The sequence below is a fragment of the Parasulfitobacter algicola genome, assembly GCF_013315265.1.
Taxonomy (GTDB): Bacteria; Pseudomonadota; Alphaproteobacteria; order Rhodobacterales; family Rhodobacteraceae; genus Parasulfitobacter; species Parasulfitobacter algicola.
In genome coordinates this window covers 15,280-32,055 of the sequence record NZ_JABUFE010000005.1, presented here as the reverse complement: position 1 = coordinate 32,055, position 16,776 = coordinate 15,280, and the positions used below count along the sequence as shown (strand labels likewise).

General features: G+C 53.4%; 21 protein-coding genes. 7 read left to right on the top strand and 14 right to left on the bottom strand.

From position 1 onward, the window contains the following. The first annotated feature begins 28 nt into the window (after positions 1–28). Positions 29–712 (top strand): DUF502 domain-containing protein, encoded by a 684-nt coding sequence (locus HRQ87_RS09950; protein WP_174137850.1) that lies wholly within the window; start codon positions 29–31, stop codon positions 710–712. A 2-nt stretch (positions 713–714) separates the two neighbouring features. On the opposite strand, the gene HRQ87_RS09945 is transcribed toward HRQ87_RS09950, so the two are convergent. The 5 genes from HRQ87_RS09945 to HRQ87_RS09925 form a co-directional block, all read right to left on the bottom strand. Further along, complete coding sequence (locus tag HRQ87_RS09945) at positions 715–906, bottom strand: DUF2783 domain-containing protein (RefSeq protein WP_174137848.1); 192 nt, start codon at positions 904–906, stop codon at positions 715–717. After that, positions 906–2,510 carry an FAD-dependent oxidoreductase gene (locus HRQ87_RS09940; RefSeq protein WP_174137846.1) on the bottom strand — a complete coding sequence of 535 codons (1,605 nt, stop codon included), beginning with the start codon at positions 2,508–2,510 and terminating at the stop codon, positions 906–908. The genes HRQ87_RS09945 and HRQ87_RS09940 overlap by 1 nt, the downstream gene beginning before the upstream one ends. 256 nt (positions 2,511–2,766) lie before the next feature. After that, positions 2,767–3,021, bottom strand: a complete 255-nt coding sequence (locus HRQ87_RS09935; RefSeq protein WP_174137844.1) for a hypothetical protein — start codon at positions 3,019–3,021, stop codon at positions 2,767–2,769. Positions 3,022–3,080: 59 nt separating this feature from the next. Continuing rightward, positions 3,081–4,031 (bottom strand): MBL fold metallo-hydrolase, encoded by a 951-nt coding sequence (locus tag HRQ87_RS09930; protein WP_174137842.1) that lies wholly within the window; start codon positions 4,029–4,031, stop codon positions 3,081–3,083. Continuing rightward, a complete protein-coding gene (locus HRQ87_RS09925) occupies positions 4,028–4,390 on the bottom strand; it encodes a VOC family protein (protein WP_174137841.1) in 363 nt (120 codons plus the stop codon). Before HRQ87_RS09925 ends, HRQ87_RS09930 begins: the two co-directional genes overlap by 4 nt. 64 nt (positions 4,391–4,454) lie before the next feature. Here HRQ87_RS09925 and HRQ87_RS09920 point away from each other — a divergent pair, with 64 nt between their 5' ends. Continuing rightward, positions 4,455–5,015: a DUF2585 domain-containing protein gene (locus HRQ87_RS09920; RefSeq protein ID WP_174137839.1), complete on the top strand. Its 561-nt coding sequence runs from the start codon at positions 4,455–4,457 to the stop codon at positions 5,013–5,015. A gap of 2 nt (positions 5,016–5,017) precedes the next feature. Here the strand turns inward: HRQ87_RS09920 and HRQ87_RS09915 are convergent, their stop codons facing one another. Next, a complete protein-coding gene (locus tag HRQ87_RS09915) occupies positions 5,018–5,974 on the bottom strand; it encodes a fumarylacetoacetate hydrolase family protein (RefSeq protein WP_174137837.1) in 957 nt (318 codons plus the stop codon). 66 nt (positions 5,975–6,040) lie between these two features. After that, entirely contained in the window at positions 6,041–7,333 is a 1,293-nt protein-coding gene (gene hmgA / locus HRQ87_RS09910; protein ID WP_217430435.1) for a homogentisate 1,2-dioxygenase, read from the bottom strand. A 137-nt stretch (positions 7,334–7,470) separates the two neighbouring features. Between hmgA and HRQ87_RS09905 the strand changes: the two genes are divergently transcribed. Next, positions 7,471–7,917 carry a MarR family winged helix-turn-helix transcriptional regulator gene (locus HRQ87_RS09905; RefSeq protein ID WP_174137833.1) on the top strand — a complete coding sequence of 149 codons (447 nt, stop codon included), beginning with the start codon at positions 7,471–7,473 and terminating at the stop codon, positions 7,915–7,917. Between the two features lie 158 nt (positions 7,918–8,075). Continuing rightward, positions 8,076–8,426, top strand: coding sequence for a hypothetical protein (locus HRQ87_RS09900; RefSeq protein ID WP_174137832.1), 351 nt, complete (start codon positions 8,076–8,078; stop codon positions 8,424–8,426). 152 nt (positions 8,427–8,578) lie between these two features. On the opposite strand, the gene HRQ87_RS09895 is transcribed toward HRQ87_RS09900, so the two are convergent. The 5 genes from HRQ87_RS09895 to HRQ87_RS09875 form a co-directional block, all read right to left on the bottom strand. After that, positions 8,579–8,842, bottom strand: a complete 264-nt coding sequence (locus HRQ87_RS09895) for a hypothetical protein (RefSeq protein WP_174137830.1) — start codon at positions 8,840–8,842, stop codon at positions 8,579–8,581. 373 nt (positions 8,843–9,215) lie between these two features. Beyond that, complete coding sequence (locus HRQ87_RS09890; RefSeq protein ID WP_174137829.1) at positions 9,216–9,926, bottom strand: alpha/beta fold hydrolase; 711 nt, start codon at positions 9,924–9,926, stop codon at positions 9,216–9,218. 156 nt (positions 9,927–10,082) lie between these two features. Next, positions 10,083–10,715, bottom strand: a complete 633-nt coding sequence (locus tag HRQ87_RS09885; RefSeq protein ID WP_174137827.1) for a hypothetical protein — start codon at positions 10,713–10,715, stop codon at positions 10,083–10,085. 31 nt (positions 10,716–10,746) lie between these two features. After that, complete coding sequence (locus tag HRQ87_RS09880; RefSeq protein ID WP_174137826.1) at positions 10,747–10,932, bottom strand: hypothetical protein; 186 nt, start codon at positions 10,930–10,932, stop codon at positions 10,747–10,749. After that, positions 10,932–11,132, bottom strand: a complete 201-nt coding sequence (locus HRQ87_RS09875) for a hypothetical protein (RefSeq protein ID WP_174137824.1) — start codon at positions 11,130–11,132, stop codon at positions 10,932–10,934. The genes HRQ87_RS09880 and HRQ87_RS09875 overlap by 1 nt, the downstream gene beginning before the upstream one ends. 376 nt (positions 11,133–11,508) lie before the next feature. Here HRQ87_RS09875 and HRQ87_RS09870 point away from each other — a divergent pair, with 376 nt between their 5' ends. Then, entirely contained in the window at positions 11,509–12,699 is a 1,191-nt protein-coding gene (locus HRQ87_RS09870) for a multidrug effflux MFS transporter (RefSeq protein WP_174137823.1), read from the top strand. Between the two features lie 622 nt (positions 12,700–13,321). Here HRQ87_RS09870 and HRQ87_RS09865 read toward each other — a convergent pair. Continuing rightward, positions 13,322–14,077: an alpha/beta fold hydrolase gene (locus HRQ87_RS09865; RefSeq protein WP_174137821.1), complete on the bottom strand. Its 756-nt coding sequence runs from the start codon at positions 14,075–14,077 to the stop codon at positions 13,322–13,324. Positions 14,078–14,172: 95 nt separating this feature from the next. On the opposite strand from HRQ87_RS09865, the gene HRQ87_RS09860 reads away from it, so the two are divergent. Beyond that, positions 14,173–14,928: an ArsR/SmtB family transcription factor gene (locus HRQ87_RS09860; RefSeq protein WP_174137819.1), complete on the top strand. Its 756-nt coding sequence runs from the start codon at positions 14,173–14,175 to the stop codon at positions 14,926–14,928. 17 nt (positions 14,929–14,945) lie between these two features. Here the strand turns inward: HRQ87_RS09860 and HRQ87_RS09855 are convergent, their stop codons facing one another. Next, positions 14,946–15,155: a SlyX family protein gene (locus HRQ87_RS09855; RefSeq protein WP_174137817.1), complete on the bottom strand. Its 210-nt coding sequence runs from the start codon at positions 15,153–15,155 to the stop codon at positions 14,946–14,948. A gap of 93 nt (positions 15,156–15,248) precedes the next feature. Between HRQ87_RS09855 and hisS the strand changes: the two genes are divergently transcribed. Continuing rightward, entirely contained in the window at positions 15,249–16,775 is a 1,527-nt protein-coding gene (hisS, locus tag HRQ87_RS09850; RefSeq protein WP_174137815.1) for a histidine--tRNA ligase, read from the top strand. Position 16,776: the final 1 nt, after the last annotated feature.

The window sequence follows — 16,776 nt, the reverse complement described above, 5'->3', positions numbered from 1 at the left end:
TTAGAAGATTTTCAGGATTACTCTGCCCATGACGACCCCATTTGACAAAGAACCGCCCATCCAAAAACGTGGTATTTTCGCAGGCCTACGCGCAAGTTTTCTGACCGGGATCGTCGTGATTGCGCCTATTGGTCTGACCGCATGGCTGATCTGGACAGTCGTGGGGTGGATTGATGGATTTGTCTTGCCGCTGGTGCCCTCACAGCTAAAGCCTGAACAATATATTGGCATCAATCTGCGCGGTGTTGGTGTTATCATATTCCTGATTTTCACCATTTTTGTAGGTTGGGTTGCCAAAGGGCTGATCGGTAAATCACTGATCCGTTGGGCAGAACATCTGGTGCAACGCACACCTGTGGTGCGGTCGATTTACGGCGGCGTCAAGCAAATCGCCGAAACCGTATTCGCGCAATCTGACACCAGTTTCGACAAGGCCTGTCTGATCGAATATCCGCGCCGTGGTATCTGGGCCGTTGGCTTTATTTCAACCAGTACCAAAGGCGAAATTCTGGAACGCGGTGGGGCAGAAAGCATGACAAGCGTTTTCGTTCCAACGACCCCGAACCCCACGTCTGGCTTTTTGCTGTTTTTTCCGACTGAAGATATCATCGAATTGGACATGAGCGTCGAGGACGCGGCCAAACTGGTTATTTCAGCCGGGCTTGTTTACCCTAACGGTACCGACGGCGATGAATCGGAAGACGCGACATAGCATCAAGTTTCAGCGTATTGCCCGGCGGTTGAAAAAATGGTTTTCAATTTTTGTCCGTCGCCGATTTCATTTGCCATAATCAAAACTAATCGTGCATTCAGGGCGTGGCTTTCTGCTTCAGTCAATCCCTGGTGTGCAGCCATAAGAGCCGCATAAATCCCATCGCCTTCTACGCCAAGATTATCATTTTGCATTACACGTCCCCATCTATCTTGCCACACGCCCGCGCATAGGCTTTCGCAACGGCTTGCGGTGTCGGATCAAAAAATGCTGCCGCCACATGGCCATCTGGACGAAAAAGGTAGGCTATATCTGCACCATAACGATCCAACGCCAAATTATCTATCGCATCGTAAACAGGATAATTTTGGGCAGCCTGCTCTATGCCAATACGATCAATTCCATCAATATCAGGCAATGCAACATTTCCGAAGCCCGTCAATACGAAACGGCCCTGCACTGCATCCAGCAACCACACATGATTGGCCAATGGCGCATCCATTATGGCTGTGCCAGGTCGGATCGGCGCAGTATTCGCAGTTTGCAACGGCAACCCGGCCAGGGACCCCGGCATCGACAAACGGCCCGAGTTGATCAGCCGCCGCGCAAAGGGCATGTCGTGGGCCAGTCGTAGAACCTCTTGCCGAAACAGCGCCTCGATCGGCGATTTTGGGGTCATGAAGTTCGTGGCCCGTGACGAATTCAGAATGTTTTCGTCACAGCAGTGCCGCCGCTCCTGATCATAACTGTCCAACAGGCTGGCATCGGACTGCCCCTGCACCACGCGCGCCAGTTTCCAGCCCAAGTTATCGACATCCTGAATACCACCATTCCCGCCCCGCGCACCAAAGGGGCTGACCACATGGGCGCTGTCACCGGCAAAGATCATGCGGCCGTGGACGAATTGATCCAGCTTGGCACAGCGGAATTTATAGACGCTCATCCAATCCAGTCGAAAGGGCCGGTCGCCCACCATCGCGCGGATGCGGGGGATGACCTTTTCTTCGGTTGCCTCAGACTTCGGGTCGGTCTCGGGGCCCAGTTGCAGGTCAATGCGATAGATGTTGTCGGGTTGACGATGCAGCAGCGCGGACTGGCCGTTGTGAAAGGGTGGTTCGAACCAGAACCAGCGTTCGGGGGTATCGGTGCCAAAGGGGCTGTCGTCCATCTCGACATCGGCGATCAGGAAATGTTCGTCGAATGTCTGCCCCTCAAACGCCAGCCCCATCCGTTTGCGCGTGGGCGATCCCGCGCCATCACAGGCGACGCAATATTGCGCCTCAAGCTGGTACGATCCATCCGGCGTCTCGACCATCAGGGCCACATGGTCGCCGCGATCCTGATGGTCTGTGACCGCGTTCTTAAAGCGCAGATCGATCAGGTCAGGGAAGTCCCGCGCGCGGTCGATCAGGTATTCTTCGACATAATATTGCTGCAGATTGATGAAGGCAGGGTATTTGTGGCCGTCTTCAGGCAGCAGATCAAAGGCATAGACCTCATCCGCGCCATAAAACAGCCGCCCCACCTGCCAGGTTACACCCTTGGCCAGCATCCGTTCGCCAACGCCAAGGCGGTCAAAGATTTCCAGCGTCCGCTTGGCCCAGCAAATCGCGCGCGACCCGACCGAGACGACGTTGTTGTCATCCAGCACCACGTTGCTGACCCCCTTGGTCGCCAGATCAATCGCCAGAGCCAACCCAATCGGCCCCGCCCCGATAATCGCCACCGCATGGCGTGGCTCGGGTCCCGTCAGACCGGGGGGAGCAATGTAGGGAAAGGGTTTGTAGTCATAGGGCATCGCGTCACCTGTCAGATAATCGGCACCAGCGGCACGCCGCAACCGGTCAGTACGACCATAGCCAGGATTGCCATAATAGCTTTTGTTTTCATGATATTACCCTTACTTTCGCTACGGTTCACTGCTGCAGCATAGAAAACTCGCCCGGTGGGCACCACCGGGCCGCGCCGACCCGCCCCCAGGGCGGCGCGATTGCGCCACCCTCGGGCCGGCGCTACCGGATTTCTAGTGCCGAATGGAACATCAAGGCTATCTTCTAACCAGCAACTTCTGCTTCCTTGTAAACATTTGTCTGAACATCTGTCTCGAAATCCGCTTCCTGCTCCACGCGCGTTTCGGCTGTATCGATCTTCTGAATAGATGCCGCCAGAAAACCGGATGCGGCTAACGTGGGAACGACCCAAACCATCTGCCCGGTAAGATAAGCAGCGGTGTAGGAGGGCAACAAAACGACCGTAGCCTTGACTATGGCGACTTTGAATTCGGTCCAATCGATGATGCCTATCCTCACTGCAGGTTTGTGACATTGTCATCCTTTAGTTGCTTAACACTCAGTTAAAATCCACGTCATCACCCCTGCAAATCCTCCCACATCTGTTTGTCCCGCTCGGCCGTCCAGATGCGGGGGGTGTCGATGCCGCGGGCCTCATCATAGGCGCGGGCGACGTTGAAGGGCAGGCAGTGTTCATAGATCGCGTAATCGCCGAACTTCGCGTCACAGGCATCGCGCACGGCTTCCATCGCGTCTTTCAGTGACCCGCCACGCGCAGCGACCTGAGCCGCGGGGCGATACGTGCTTTGGACGAAATCGCGGGTATTCTCAATCGCGGCACCCACCATCTGATCGCCAACCAAAGCATCGCCGCGCCCCGGCGCAATAGACTTTGGCTGATATCCCGCCACCGCATTCAGAGTACGACCCCAGTCGGCGAAATGCCCATCCCCGCAGTAGCAGGCCGAGTGATATTCGACGATATCGCCGGTAAACATCACCTCGGCATCGGGCACCCAGATCACGGCGTCGCCCGCCGTATGCGCACGGCCCAGGTGCATGATCTCGACCTTCCGGTTGCCCAGATAAACCGTCATCCGGTCGCTGAAGGTCGTCGTGGGCCATGTCAGGCCGGGGATTTCTTCGTGCCCCTGAAACAGACGCGGAAAGCGTTCGAATTCACTGGCCCAATCCTCGGCCCCGCGTTCGACGACCATGGCGCGGGCTTTGTCCGACATGATGACCTGCGGCGCGCCATAGGCACTGGCCCCCAGAACCCGGACCGCGTGATAATGGGTCAGCGCCAGATGGGTGATCGGTTTGTCCGTCACCCCGCGAATGCAGTCGATCACCTTCTGCGCCAAACGCGGCGTCGCCTGCGCCTCAACCACCATAACGCTATCATCGCCAATGATCACGCCGCTGTTCGGATCGCCCTGGGCTGTGAAGGCATAAAGCCCCTCGCCCACCTCGGTGAAACTGATCTGCTTTTCTTCCATATCGTCCGCGCTTGCGAATGCTTTGCTCACTGCCGTACCTCCATTAATTCAATCCTGTTCCCCGCTGGATCGACACTGAAAAAACGTCGAATATCGGGAATTTTAGTATCCCAAGTTACTGCAAGGTTTCGCTGTTCGAATCGCGCTGCCAAGTCATCAAGGTCATCCGTGCCAAGTGCAATATGCGGCTTTTTCTGCGCAACAAAGCTATCATCAACGCCGAAATGTATATTCATCATGCCAGCCTTGACCCAAAACCCACCCCTTGCTTCCAATGCATGCGGCTTTTCGACCTCAATCATGGCAAGTACATCAAGATAGAAATCACGCATGGCGTCCGTATCATCCGCGCGCATCGACAGTTGCACGTGATCAACAGTCTTGATCATCATTGCTTCACCTCTGGTTTTCCATACTCGACAACTGCCTCAGATATCGTGAACGCTGTTCGACATGACAAAACGTATGCTTCCCTATTGGATCACCGCCGCACTTATTATGGCCATGGCCGCCGTCCTGCTTTGGATGGGCCGCGAACCAATGTGTAAATGCGGCACGATCAAGCCGTGGCATTTCGAACTGATGTCGTCCGAAGGATCGCAGCATATCATCGACTGGTACACGCCGTCGCATCTGATCCACGGGCTTTTGTTTTACGGTGCGCTTTGGCTGGTGGCGCGGCGCATATCCATTGGCTGGCGGCTGGTGATTGCGACTGCAGTCGAAGCCGCGTGGGAAATTGTCGAAAACACCAACGCCGTCATCGAACGATACCGAGAGGTCACGATCTCGCTTGATTATTACGGTGACAGCGTCGTCAATTCCGTGTCCGATATGGCAGCAATGCTGATCGGCTTTTGGCTGGCGCGGCGGCTGCCGGTCTGGGTCAGCATCGCGATCGTAGTATTTTTTGAGGTTTTGACCCACTGGCTGATCCGCGACGGTCTGGCGCTGAACGTGCTGATGCTGATCTATCCGCTGGATGCGGTGAAGGATTGGCAAGGTGCGCTTTAGGCTCATAGCGCACGCACCGTCTGGCTGATTTCCCCAAAGATGGACTGACCCGTGTCATCCTCCATCCAGATTTTCACGTGATCGCCCGGTTGCAGAAACGGTGTCTTGGGCGCACCGTCCAGGATCGTTTCGACCATCCGCTGTTCGGCGATGCACGAATAGCCCGCCCCGCCCTGATCCACGGGTTTGCCGGGGCCGCCGTCCAGCTTGTTTGACACGGTCCCCGACCCGATGATCGTACCCGCCGCAAGGGGCCGCGTTTTGGCGGCATGGGCGATTAGGGTGGGGAAATCAAAGGTCATATCAACGCCCGCATCCGACCGCCCAAAGGGCTGGCCGTTCAGATCCACCTTGACGACACCATGCAACTTACCGCCGTCCCAGCCCGGTAGGGCATCCGGCGTGACGGCCACGGGGGAAAAGGCGCAGGGCGGCTTCGACTGGACAAAGCCAAAACCCTTGGCCAGTTCGCCCGGGATCAGATTGCGCAGGCTGATATCATTGCACAGCATCACCAACTTAATCGCCGCAGCTGCCTCATCCCGACTTGCACCCATCCGCACATGGCCCGTGATCACCGCCACCTCAGCCTCAAAATCAATGCCCCAGGCCGGATCACCGACAATGTCGTCCGAGGGGTTCAGGAAGCTGTCCGAACATCCCTGATACATCAGCGGATCGGTCCAAAAACTGTCCGGCATCTTCGCCCCCCGCGCCCGCCGAACCAGTTCGACATGGTTCACATAGGCCGAACCATCCAGAAACTGATACGCCCGCGGCAGGGGTGACAGGCACTCCGCCTGATCAAAAGCCTGCTGCCCTTCGCCCAACTCAAATCCCGTGCCATCCAGCGCGACCTGCAACGTCGCAGCTGAACAGCTTTGAATGCTCGTCAAATCATCCGAGACAACGCCCAGCACCCCATCAGCGCCCTCACCTTTTATTGTCGCAATCTTCATACATCTTCTTCTTGGCCAAAATACTCTGGGGGCGTGGGGGCTGGCCCCCACAGACACTCAAAGAAATCACTTCTCACCCGGCGTACCGTCGAATTTCTTTTCAAGCCCATCCCAGCAATCGATATAATCATCCTGCAACGGCGCTTCGTTCGCGGCTAATTCAGTCAGGTGCTGCGGAAACCGTGTCTCAAACATGAATGACATCGTGTTTTCCAGCTTCTGCGGCTGCAGATCAGCATTTGACGCCCCCTCGAACGCGGGCTGATCGGGCCCATGGGGCAGCATCATGTTATGCAGGCTCATCCCACCGGGCACGAAACCCTTGGGCTTGGCGTCATAAATTCCGTGAATATTCCCCATCAACTCGGACATGATATTCTTGTGATACCACGGCGGGCGGAAAGTATTCTCGGCCACGTTCCAACGATCACGAAACAGCACAAAATCGATATTCGCCGTGCCCTCCACCCCGCTTGGCGCGGTCAGAACGGTGAAAATCGACGGATCGGGATGATCAAACAAGATCGCCCCCACCGGGCTAAAGGTCCGCAGATCATATTTACAGGCGGCATAGTTTCCATGCCAGGCCACCACATCCAGCGGGCTGTGATCGATCCATGTTTCATGAAACTGCCCGCACCATTTGATCACAACTCGTGACCGGGCATCGCGATCCTCAAAAGCAGCAACCGGTGTCTTGAAATCCCGCGGGTTGGCCAGGCAGTTCGCGCCAATCGGACCGCGGCTTGGCAGATCGAATTTCGCCCCATAGTTCTCGCAAACGAACCCGCGACAAGGCCCCTCAAGCACCTCGACCCTGAACAGCATGCCGCGCGGCAGAATGGCGATCTCCTGCGGCTCCAGATCGATGATCCCCAGCTCAGTCGCAAAGCGCAACCGCCCGTCTTGCGGGACGATCAGCAGCTCACTGTCAGCGGAATAGAAATATTCGTCCTGCATCGACTGTGTGATCAGATAAACATGCGCGGCCATGCCCACCTGAGTGTTCACATCCCCCGCCGTCGTCATCGTCCGCATGCCCGTCAGGAACGTCAGCGGCGCATCGGAATGGGGCACCGGGTCCCACCGATATTGGCCCAGACTGATGACATCAGGATCAACATTCGGCGCGCTTTTCCAATAGCTTAGATCAATCTTTTCAAACCGCCCCGTGTGTTTGACCGACGGGCGGATGCGATAACACCAGGTGCGTTCATTCTGCCCCCGAGGCGCGGTGAATGGTGTGCCGGACAGCTGTTCGGCATATAGCCCATAGTTGCACTTCTGCGGGCTGTTCTGGCCCTGTGGCAGCGCGCCGGGCAGCGCCTCGGTCTCAAAATCATTGCCAAAGCCGGGCATATAGCTTGGCTTCAACAATAGCGGCTGATCGCCCTCAGCCTCTACCAACGTCGCAGATTGATCATTCATATCGCGGCCCTCCCACAGCACTCCGCTAACTGTTGCATTTGTAACTAACAAGCCCTAAGTCAACCCCCATGAAGAATGACCTGCCCCCGGATGACTTCGACCTGACCGATTTTCTGCCCTATCTGCTGAACCAGGCGGCCGAGGAATGCAGTCTGGCCTTTCAGAAACACTATAAGGACCGCTACGGCATGCTGCGCACCGAATGGCGCGTTCTGTTTCACCTTGGCCGCTTCGGCACCCTGACCGCCCAGGAAATCAGCGCGCGGTCCAAGATGCACAAAACAAAAATCAGCCGAGCGATCACAAAACTGGAACACCGCCGCTGGCTGAAACGCGACACCGATGCAAAGGATCGCCGACGTGAACTGTTGCAGCTAACGCCCTCAGGTCAAAAGGTTTATCACGATCTGGTCCAGGTGGCCCATGACCATCAGCTAGAGTTGCTGGGGCAATTCAAAATGACCGACGCGAAAGCGTTGCAAAATATGCTGAAAAGACTGGGACGACTAAAGTAGTTGATAACATGCGTACTTACTACAAAAATACCCAAAATGCATTCTTGCCCGTGGAAAAATGATTTTGAACCAAGTGTACAGGCCCACCATACAGTTACTTGTTGCCCAAGTTCAATAGCACTATGTTTTAAAAGAAAGACACGATTTAAGGGAAAAAGATGGGGATGTTTGCCGAACTTCTATGTATTGGTCCTTTTAAAAACGAACTGGTTGAACATTATGAATATAATCAGGATTACTACACTGAAACTAAGCAAAGCACTCCAATAATTTCACTATTATTTGGCATTGATGGCAACAGAAAAAGCAAAGAGTTTGCACGGTCTTTAGGCATTGATGATCCTTGGAACTTCAACCAGCATTTAATTGACAATCAAAGCATCGATTTCGCCAAGATTGAAGAATTTCTTGCCAGCTGTGATCCCGGACAACAGTATAAGCGAGATTACGAACGCCTCGTTGCTTTCGTTAAGCATGGATACAGCATTTACTTTTTACCGAACGGTTGACAACAGAGCCCCTCGCTTTGTCCAAATGCGCAGACCGATGAAATTATGCAAATTTACCAAAAAAACAAAGCGGGGCTCACCCATATGGGGAACCCCGCCTCTTCGTCACCGGTGACACTGAACGCGCTTTGATCAGGCGTCCAGCAGTTCAATTAGGCGTCGTCTGAGATGATGCCGGCTTTACGGCCATCTGCTGAACGGTCCATGTCGATGCTTTGGGTCGACACGATTTCTGAACCGCCTTCAAAGCCGAAACCGATACGATCATCACCGTCCTGTGCGGCTTTCAAAGAAGCCAGTTCATTCAATGTGAATTGACCAGGCTCAACACCAACTGAACCAGCCAGTTGATCATTTGCCAGAGCAGGTGTTGCGATTGCGAAAGCGATAGCGGCGATTGTAAGTTTACGTGTCATTGGTCTTCCTTTCCATGTCCCACAAAGCTGCAGGGGTTATATATTGACCCTTATGGGCCGTTGATTTGGCGGGTGGATCGTTGTGATCCGCTCGTCGGATGAGTTACATTTAGGGGCGTGCCAAAAATTGAGTATTGGCGAAAATGCGACTGCCCATTGTGCAAAATCGCACATCAAACACACGTGATGTGGAAAACCACCTGAGAAACTAAAATATCGCAATAAAATATAGCGTATTAGAATGTGCAAGTATACAATGTTACACTCTAGGGCCGATCCCGGCCGGATATTCACACATTGCGTGAGTGACCTAGGGTCAAAAGAATTTATTTTCGTCCGGCTTTATTGATCTATCACGATCAAAATTGCAGGTTTATTGCAAAACATAAGGTTGCCGAAGCCAGTCCTGAAGCGCCTGAGTCGTCGCTTGCGGTTGTTCTAACGTGGGCAGATGCCCTGCCCCTTCGATGATCTTAAGGTTTGCATGTTCAATCAGCTCGGCCATGAATTCGTGCCGTTTGACAGGCGTCATCGTATCATGTTCGCCACACAGGATCAGAACCGGGCATTTCATCTGGCGCAGGGTTTTCTGCTGATCTTTGCGCTTTTGCAGCGCGCGGGATTGGCGGATGAACACATCTGGGCCAAGTGCTTCGGCCATTTCCATTACCAGATTCAGTACATCAATGCGGTGCGTACCGGGGGCCAGATATTTTGGCTGCATCACTTCGCGCATCACATCGATCAACTGGCCGGTCTTGACCTTGACGATTTGCGGTTCGCGTTCTGCCGCGTGGGCCGGAGTTTCAGCAAGGGGCGTAGTGTCCAGCAATGCGATACGCGTCACCCGGTCCGGCGCGCGACGCTGCACCTCCATCGCGACGATGCCACCCATGGATAGACCTGCCAGCGCAAATTTGGGCGGCGCGACGGTCAGAATGTCTGACGCCATTTCCTCGACGCGTTCACCTGTCGTGATCGGTGCCACCATAACGGCACGTTCGTTCGCAATTGTATTGATTTGCGGCCCGTAAAGACGTGCATCGCACATCATACCCGGAATAAGAACAAGGGGCTCAGTCATCATTATTGCTCTGCACGTGTGTACCCGACTACCCGATTTGGTTTCTGCAATAAACTGCGATACTTAAGGCGGGGTCTGCAAGTGTGATCTTTGCAGCCAAGCAACAATCTTACAAACCGGGTGATGCCATATCACACTTACGCGGATCATCGCCGATTATGGCGATGGACAGTGCTGCATTTGCCAGTCCTGCAATTCGATCAACAACAAACGCGCATCCGGGCCGATGACAGTCAGATCAAGATAACTCATCGCATCGAAAGTATATATGTCGCCGTTCATATCAGTTTCTGTATAATTGCGCTGCAAAACAGGGCCGAATTCCCCAGACATCACACGATCCGCCAAAGCACGATAGGCATTGGATTGATCTTCGAAACTTGATTGCGGAAATAAGATCGCACGCCATATGTTAGGCGGATCAATATTTTGCCAAATCTTGACCACTTCTTTTGAATAAGCCTGCAGGTTATCTGCCTCAGCCTGCTCTAACTTGGGGCGCAAAGGAAACGAGACGGTCACATAAGCTGGTAACCCATCTTCAGCCGGCATGTTGGAATAGGATGCTTGGTCAAGGTCCAGAAGAAAATCAGCCAACTCATTTCTTTGTTCCCATAGATCAAACCGATCCGTCGATCGCAAACGCAAAACACATCCATCCAAGACTGTACGGATATAAGGTTCGTCATGATGGATCAAAGCAGCAGTGAACCGTTTGGGAAAGCTGTCATCAGCGATAGCCGTCGATACAGAAAACGCACAGAAAATCACGGCAAATCGGGTTTTCATAAATAACCTTTGGCTTTGTTCGCTTGCAGTTTTATTTTTGCACCATTTGCCGATAAAAAACAATCAATCCGACAATGGCCAGACCCAGAATAAACGCAGGCAAAAGCGTTACGTATATCTGAAGCGCAAACGCATTGGCGGCCTTTTGTCCGAAAAGCCAGATCGCGTCAAAGGCGCCCTCGATCGATTCACGTCTTTCATTGGCGGTGATGTCCATCAGGTTCGGGTAAATCGCCCATGGAATTTGCTGATAGGCCTGTTAGTCATACCCGCCAAAACGAACAGGCCCGAAATCGCATGCACATTGACATACGGCAGTGCGGCATAAAGCGCCGCAAGCAAAAGGATATAAAGACCCAAGCCGGTGATCAGCGCATTCAGTTTGCCCAAATTGATTGATACAAAAATCCAAACCACTTAGCTTAGAGTGGATCCCGCAACAAACGCTGCAAACATTAGCGATAGAACGGATAAAACGCGCTGCAGTGGATGAAAATGTATCACCATTGCCTAGTATCAGATGGATCGCCAAAAAGGGCAAACCCGCCGTGATCAATGCATCACTACTGTCATCACACCATAAAGACACGTCATCCGAAGGAACGCGCGATTAGCATTGCAAAACCCGTTTTTGGACTCTACGATTTGTTCAACAGGAGACCCAAAATGAAACAGACAACTGTCGTCGTGGTGAGCAATAGGTGCATGGTCCGATAAGGGTTTCCATATCCGTTACCATGCGCCCCCGACAGAGCTCGGGGGCTTTTTTGTTTTCAGATCAAAGATTTTCGCTATGACCAAAGACAAAACCCCGCCGCATCTTGCTACTCTCATCCTGCTGCCTGCGTTTTCGGTGCTGTCACTCAACATGTTCTTGCCGTCTCTCGCGAACATCGCTGCCGATTTGGACGCTGACTATGGGACGGTCAGCCTTTCAGTTGCGGGCTATCTCGCTGTCACCGCCATCGTCCAACTTGTCGTTGGGCCATTGTCGGACCGCATAGGAAGACGCCCCGTTCTCTTGGCGGCACTTACCTCCTTTTGCATTGCTTCCGTCGCATGTTCTCTCGCTACGGACATTTTGACGTTTCTGATTTTTCGAATGCTGCAAGGCGGGATCGTTTCCGGCTATGCGCTGTCCCTCGCTATTGTCAGAGACACCACATCAGAGCGCAAAGCCGCCGGTCTTATTGGTTACATCAGCATGACGATGGCGATTGCCCCAATGTTAGGTCCAATGCTTGGCGGTGCCCTAGATACGGCCTTTGGGTGGCGTGCAAACTTCTATTTTTATGCCATGTTCGGTTTACTGCTGTTGATCACATGTTGGATCGACTTGGGAGAGACGAAGCCAGCGAAATTAGAACAAACAGGCGCATCGCCAGAAAGCTTGCGGACTCTTATCCGGGAGCCTTTATTTTGGGCATATTCACTTTGTACTACGTTTTCGACAGGGGCTTTCTATATCTTCCTGACAGGCGCACCGCTCGTCGCTACGTCGGAATTTGATGTTACCACTGCTCAACTGGGGATTTACATCGGAACAATCACGGCAGGCTTTATGCTGGGAAGTTTCCTGTCCGGACGCTTTGCCCCACAATATGAACCATCAACAATGATGCTCGCGGGCCGCCTCACAGCCTGCGTCGGTCTTACGCTTGGTCTCGTCGCAATGTTAATGGGGTATATGACGCCGATCACCTTCTCTGGCAGCACGATTTTTGTTGGCCTTGGGAATGGCCTTACGATACCAAGCAGCAATACAAGTGCCATGTCGGTTCGGCCCAATCTTGCAGGAAGTGCAGCAGGTCTGAATGGTGCGCTGGTCGTTGCCGGTGGGGCTATACTGACAGCCTTCACTGGCCTGATATTGCCCATAGAGAGAGCCGGAGTAGTGCTTCATATGCTTATGTTGGCAGCATCGGGCGCGGGACTGGCTTCAGTACTATGGGCGATACGCCTTCAATCTCAAAGGCGGTATTGAATGTCCGCTAACTCAAAACGGGGAAGGTCGACTATGTCCTGCACATCAAACCATTGTCCGCCCCGCGTTGAAGGTCCGGTGTGGGACAGAAATGTTTAACGTTTGCGGTAATATTGCGTGATACAGCCCCCTTGATAGGATTAGAAAATCCGTTGCATCAGGTCAAAGGTGCGCGACGTTCCACACTGGGACCGTTCATCAGGGTCGCGTGTTATTTTGCCCACCCTAACCTCATAAGGGATAACAGTCATGATAAATCCGATTGTGGCAATCATGAAAAACAGCCGACCCAAAGCAGATTGCCTTTTATCTGAAATCCGGTGGAAACTGCGAAAAGCCCAATCATGCCGCCAGCCGGAACAAGCCCCCTATAACATCCATGGCGCTCGGCGCCCCCGTTTACTGTGGGTGCGGTCTGACGGATATCCGATTAACGGGGTCCGTTATGGTGTCAAAATCAAGACCGCTATTATCAAAGTTCCGGCCAGGGAAATCAGCACACCAAGATAACTGTTCAGAAATGCCAAAATCAGCAACTGTTTGAGCACCACGAACTCAACATGCCTGTGTTTGCCAATCGCAAACCGGCTTTTTGTGCTGTGGTTAACGCCATATTGGATGATTATTTTCCGCTTAGCCTCAGAACTTCGTAAATTGTCGCCGTAATCAAATCAAGGTTCTCGGGGTTGGACATCTGATGATCAGCGTCTTTGACCAGTGTCAAACGCATATCGTTTGATTGTGCATGATCCAGCAGCCGCAAAGCGGTTTCCGTCAATACGGCCTTGTCCGCGGTGCCTTGCAAGGATCGTACCGGAAACGGCAAAGGGAGCGGGGATCGCAGCACCAGATGATCACGCCCATCTTCGATCAGACGCTTGGTAATAATGTAAGGGTCGCCGTAATCTGACGGCACTGCGACATGCCCGTCGCGGTCCAGCATAGCGCGCTGATCATCATCAAAAGCGGACCAGTATCCGTCTTCGGTAAAATCCGGTGCCGCCGCAATCGTGATAAGCCCTGCGATGCGCTGTGGTATGCGTTTGCACATCAAAAGCGATATCCACCCGCCCATGGACGATCCGACAATCACCTGCGGCCCCTCAGTCAGATTTTCAATCACAGCCTGCGCGTCTTGAGCCCAATCGCCGATGCAACCATCCGTAAATGCACCTGATGATTGACCGTGGCCGGAATAATCAAACCTTAGAAAAGCATGTCCTTGCGCTTTGGCCCATGCCTCAAGATGCGTGGCTTTTGACCCTTGCATGTCAGATTTGAAACCGCCCAGAAAAATCACGCCTGGCCCTCTGCCACTGGTCTGATGATAGGCGATTCTGCGGCCTTGGGGGGTATCCAAGTATGCTGGCTCTGACATTGCGGCCTCCTCTTTCGTAAATAAAAACAACGATTTTTAAGATTACACAAGTTACTATATTGTCACGTGACTATTAAGTAACCTATGATTCTCATATGGATGCGATTTTCAAAGCCCTAAATGACCCCACCCGGCGCGCACTGTTGGACAGTTTGCGCCACAAAGACGGTCAAACCCTGCAAGAGCTGGAAGCTCAGTTAGATATGACACGGTTTGGGGTCATGAAACATTTGGGCCTGCTTGAAGACGCTTCCCTGATCATCACGCTCAAAAAGGGGCGGTTCAAATATCACTATCTGAATGCCCTGCCCTTGCAGGAAGTGATCGACCGCTGGATCGAACCGCTTTTGGCAAAACCCGCCGCGCGTGCTGTGCTTGACTTGAAAAACACCCTTGAAGGAGTTGCCGAAATGACCACGAAACCAGATTTCATGATGCAAACCTATATTCGCTGCACACAGGATGCACTGTGGCACGCTTTATCTGATGCGGACGCTGCCACGCATTATCATTTTGTTGCCAATCGCGTAGAAGAAAACGGCGATGAAATAACCTATTACGCGCCCGATGGAACTGTGATGTTGATCTGTAATACGATCAAAACTACCCCCAAAACCCGGCTTGAGGTTTCATTTGAACCCAAATGGTCCGGCCCAGACATGCCCGCGTCACGTGCCGTTTATCTAATCGAACCCGAAGGTCCGATCTGCAAACTGACCCTTGAACACTATGACATACCCGCAGGTCAGGAAGGTGTGGCAGACGGATGGCAGCGGATGCTGGCCGGTCTGAAAACATGGCTGGAAACCGGCCAGGATGCTAAATTTGGAAGACCGCAAACAGCGGCGTAAGTCTTAGGATCAGAGGTTTACCAATGCGGGGGCTTCTGATCTGCCACTGGCACCGTACCACCACTGTCCAGCTCTCGCCCAGCCTCGCGTTCCAATAAAACCTGCACCCGCCGTTTCAGTACGCCGATCTCGCCTTCTTGGCGGGCCACAATATCGGATAATTCATCCACAGTATGGGCCAGATGGGCGATCGTTTCTTCAAGGCGGGTTATCGGATCATCAGTCATATCCCCCCATACGACAGCTTTTTGCATTTTGCCACTGTTGCCCCCACCCGTCCCGCGCGGTAAAGGCAGGCGCGATAAGCAAAGGGACCGATCATGGCCAAGCAAAAAAAACAACCCCGCCCCAAGGCCATCACGCCAAAGGGCTTTCGCGACTATTTCGGCACCGAGGTGACAGAGCGCGCCGAAATGCTGCAAAAGATCGCCGGGGTTTATCATCGCTATGGCTTTGATGCGCTGGAAAGTTCCGCCGTGGAAACGGTCGAGGCGTTGGGCAAGTTCCTGCCCGATGTCGACCGCCCGAACGAAGGTGTGTTCGCGTGGCAAGAAGACGACGCCAAAGAAGGTCAGGATTGGCTGGCATTACGCTATGACCTGACAGCGCCCTTGGCCCGTGTCTTTGCGCAATACCGCAACGATCTGCCCACCCCTTATCGCCGCTATGCGATGGGCCCCGTGTGGCGCAATGAAAAGCCGGGTCCGGGCCGGTTTCGGCAGTTTTATCAATGCGATGCGGATACGGTCGGCACGTCGTCAATGGCCGCAGATGCCGAGATTTGTGCGATGCTGGCCGACTGTCTGGAAGAGGTTGGCATACCCCGAGGCGATTATGTAATTCGGGTGAATAACCGAAAGGTTCTTGAAGGTGTATTAGAAGCGGTCGACTTAGCAAATGTTTCTAATCCCAATGGCCCCCCAGATTACTACGATGATATGGGAGAATGGCAAGCGAACATACTTCGCACTATCGACAAATTCGACAAGGTTGGTGAACAGGGCGTGCGCGATCTGCTTGGCGAAGGTCGCAAGGATGCTTCCGGGGCTTTCATTGATGGTATTGGTTTAAGTGATGCCCAATCCGAACCAGTTGTTGCCTTCTTAACATCGAAAGGCGTCAACAACGCTGAAACTCTACAAAATCTTTCTAGCGCCGTTGGTAGTAGCGAAATTGGCTATGAAGGCATCCGTGAATTGGAAGAAATTATCGCCCTACTGAACGCTCAAAACTACCAAGCCGACCGCATTATCATAGACCCCTCCGTCGTCCGGGGCCTCGGCTACTACACCGGCCCCGTCTACGAGGCCGAGCTCACCTTCGAGATCACCGACGACAAGGGTCGCCCCCGCCAGTTCGGCTCCGTCGCCGGGGGTGGCCGCTATGACGATCTGGTCAGACGCTTTACAGGCCAGGAAGTCCCTGCAACCGGTGTATCCATCGGCGTTGACCGCTTGCTGTCAGCTCTTCATGCCAAGGGCAGGATGGACCAAACCGCGAAAGGCCCTGTTGTTGTCACTGTGATGGATCGGTCGCGCATGGCCGATTATCAGGCCATGGTGGCCGAGTTGCGCACCGCCGGTATCCGGGCCGAGGTTTATCTGGGCAATCCCAAGAACTTCGGTAACCAATTGAAATATGCCGATAAACGCAATTCACCGGCTGCCGTGATCCAGGGCAGCGATGAACATGACAAGGGTATTATCCAGATCAAGGATCTAATCCTTGGGGCCAAAATCGCAGAAAATGCGACCTATGAGGAATGGAAGGAACGCCCAAGCCAGTTCGAGGTGCCGCGCGATCAGCTGGTCGCCAAAATCCGCGAAATTCTGGACGGGCAGGACTGAC

What these genes read in the sequence shown, in the direction of transcription:
- HRQ87_RS09950 (WP_174137850.1), top strand. Translation starts at nt 29, where the DNA reads ATGACGACCCCATTTGACAAAGAACCGCCCATCCAAAAACGTGGTATT.
- HRQ87_RS09945 (WP_174137848.1), bottom strand. Translation starts at nt 906, where the DNA reads ATGCAAAATGATAATCTTGGCGTAGAAGGCGATGGGATTTATGCGGCT.
- HRQ87_RS09940 (WP_174137846.1), bottom strand. Translation starts at nt 2,510, where the DNA reads ATGCCCTATGACTACAAACCCTTTCCCTACATTGCTCCCCCCGGTCTG.
- HRQ87_RS09925 (WP_174137841.1), bottom strand. Translation starts at nt 4,390, where the DNA reads ATGATCAAGACTGTTGATCACGTGCAACTGTCGATGCGCGCGGATGAT.
- HRQ87_RS09920 (WP_174137839.1), top strand. Translation starts at nt 4,455, where the DNA reads ATGACAAAACGTATGCTTCCCTATTGGATCACCGCCGCACTTATTATG.
- HRQ87_RS09915 (WP_174137837.1), bottom strand. Translation starts at nt 5,974, where the DNA reads ATGAAGATTGCGACAATAAAAGGTGAGGGCGCTGATGGGGTGCTGGGC.
- hmgA (WP_217430435.1), bottom strand. Translation starts at nt 7,333, where the DNA reads ATGCCCGGCTTTGGCAATGATTTTGAGACCGAGGCGCTGCCCGGCGCG.
- HRQ87_RS09905 (WP_174137833.1), top strand. Translation starts at nt 7,471, where the DNA reads ATGAAGAATGACCTGCCCCCGGATGACTTCGACCTGACCGATTTTCTG.
- HRQ87_RS09900 (WP_174137832.1), top strand. Translation starts at nt 8,076, where the DNA reads ATGGGGATGTTTGCCGAACTTCTATGTATTGGTCCTTTTAAAAACGAA.
- HRQ87_RS09895 (WP_174137830.1), bottom strand. Translation starts at nt 8,842, where the DNA reads ATGACACGTAAACTTACAATCGCCGCTATCGCTTTCGCAATCGCAACA.
- HRQ87_RS09890 (WP_174137829.1), bottom strand. Translation starts at nt 9,926, where the DNA reads ATGACTGAGCCCCTTGTTCTTATTCCGGGTATGATGTGCGATGCACGT.
- HRQ87_RS09885 (WP_174137827.1), bottom strand. Translation starts at nt 10,715, where the DNA reads ATGAAAACCCGATTTGCCGTGATTTTCTGTGCGTTTTCTGTATCGACG.
- HRQ87_RS09880 (WP_174137826.1), bottom strand. Translation starts at nt 10,932, where the DNA reads ATGGACATCACCGCCAATGAAAGACGTGAATCGATCGAGGGCGCCTTT.
- HRQ87_RS09870 (WP_174137823.1), top strand. Translation starts at nt 11,509, where the DNA reads ATGACCAAAGACAAAACCCCGCCGCATCTTGCTACTCTCATCCTGCTG.
- HRQ87_RS09865 (WP_174137821.1), bottom strand. Translation starts at nt 14,077, where the DNA reads ATGTCAGAGCCAGCATACTTGGATACCCCCCAAGGCCGCAGAATCGCC.
- HRQ87_RS09860 (WP_174137819.1), top strand. Translation starts at nt 14,173, where the DNA reads ATGGATGCGATTTTCAAAGCCCTAAATGACCCCACCCGGCGCGCACTG.
- HRQ87_RS09855 (WP_174137817.1), bottom strand. Translation starts at nt 15,155, where the DNA reads ATGACTGATGATCCGATAACCCGCCTTGAAGAAACGATCGCCCATCTG.
- hisS (WP_174137815.1), top strand. Translation starts at nt 15,249, where the DNA reads ATGGCCAAGCAAAAAAAACAACCCCGCCCCAAGGCCATCACGCCAAAG.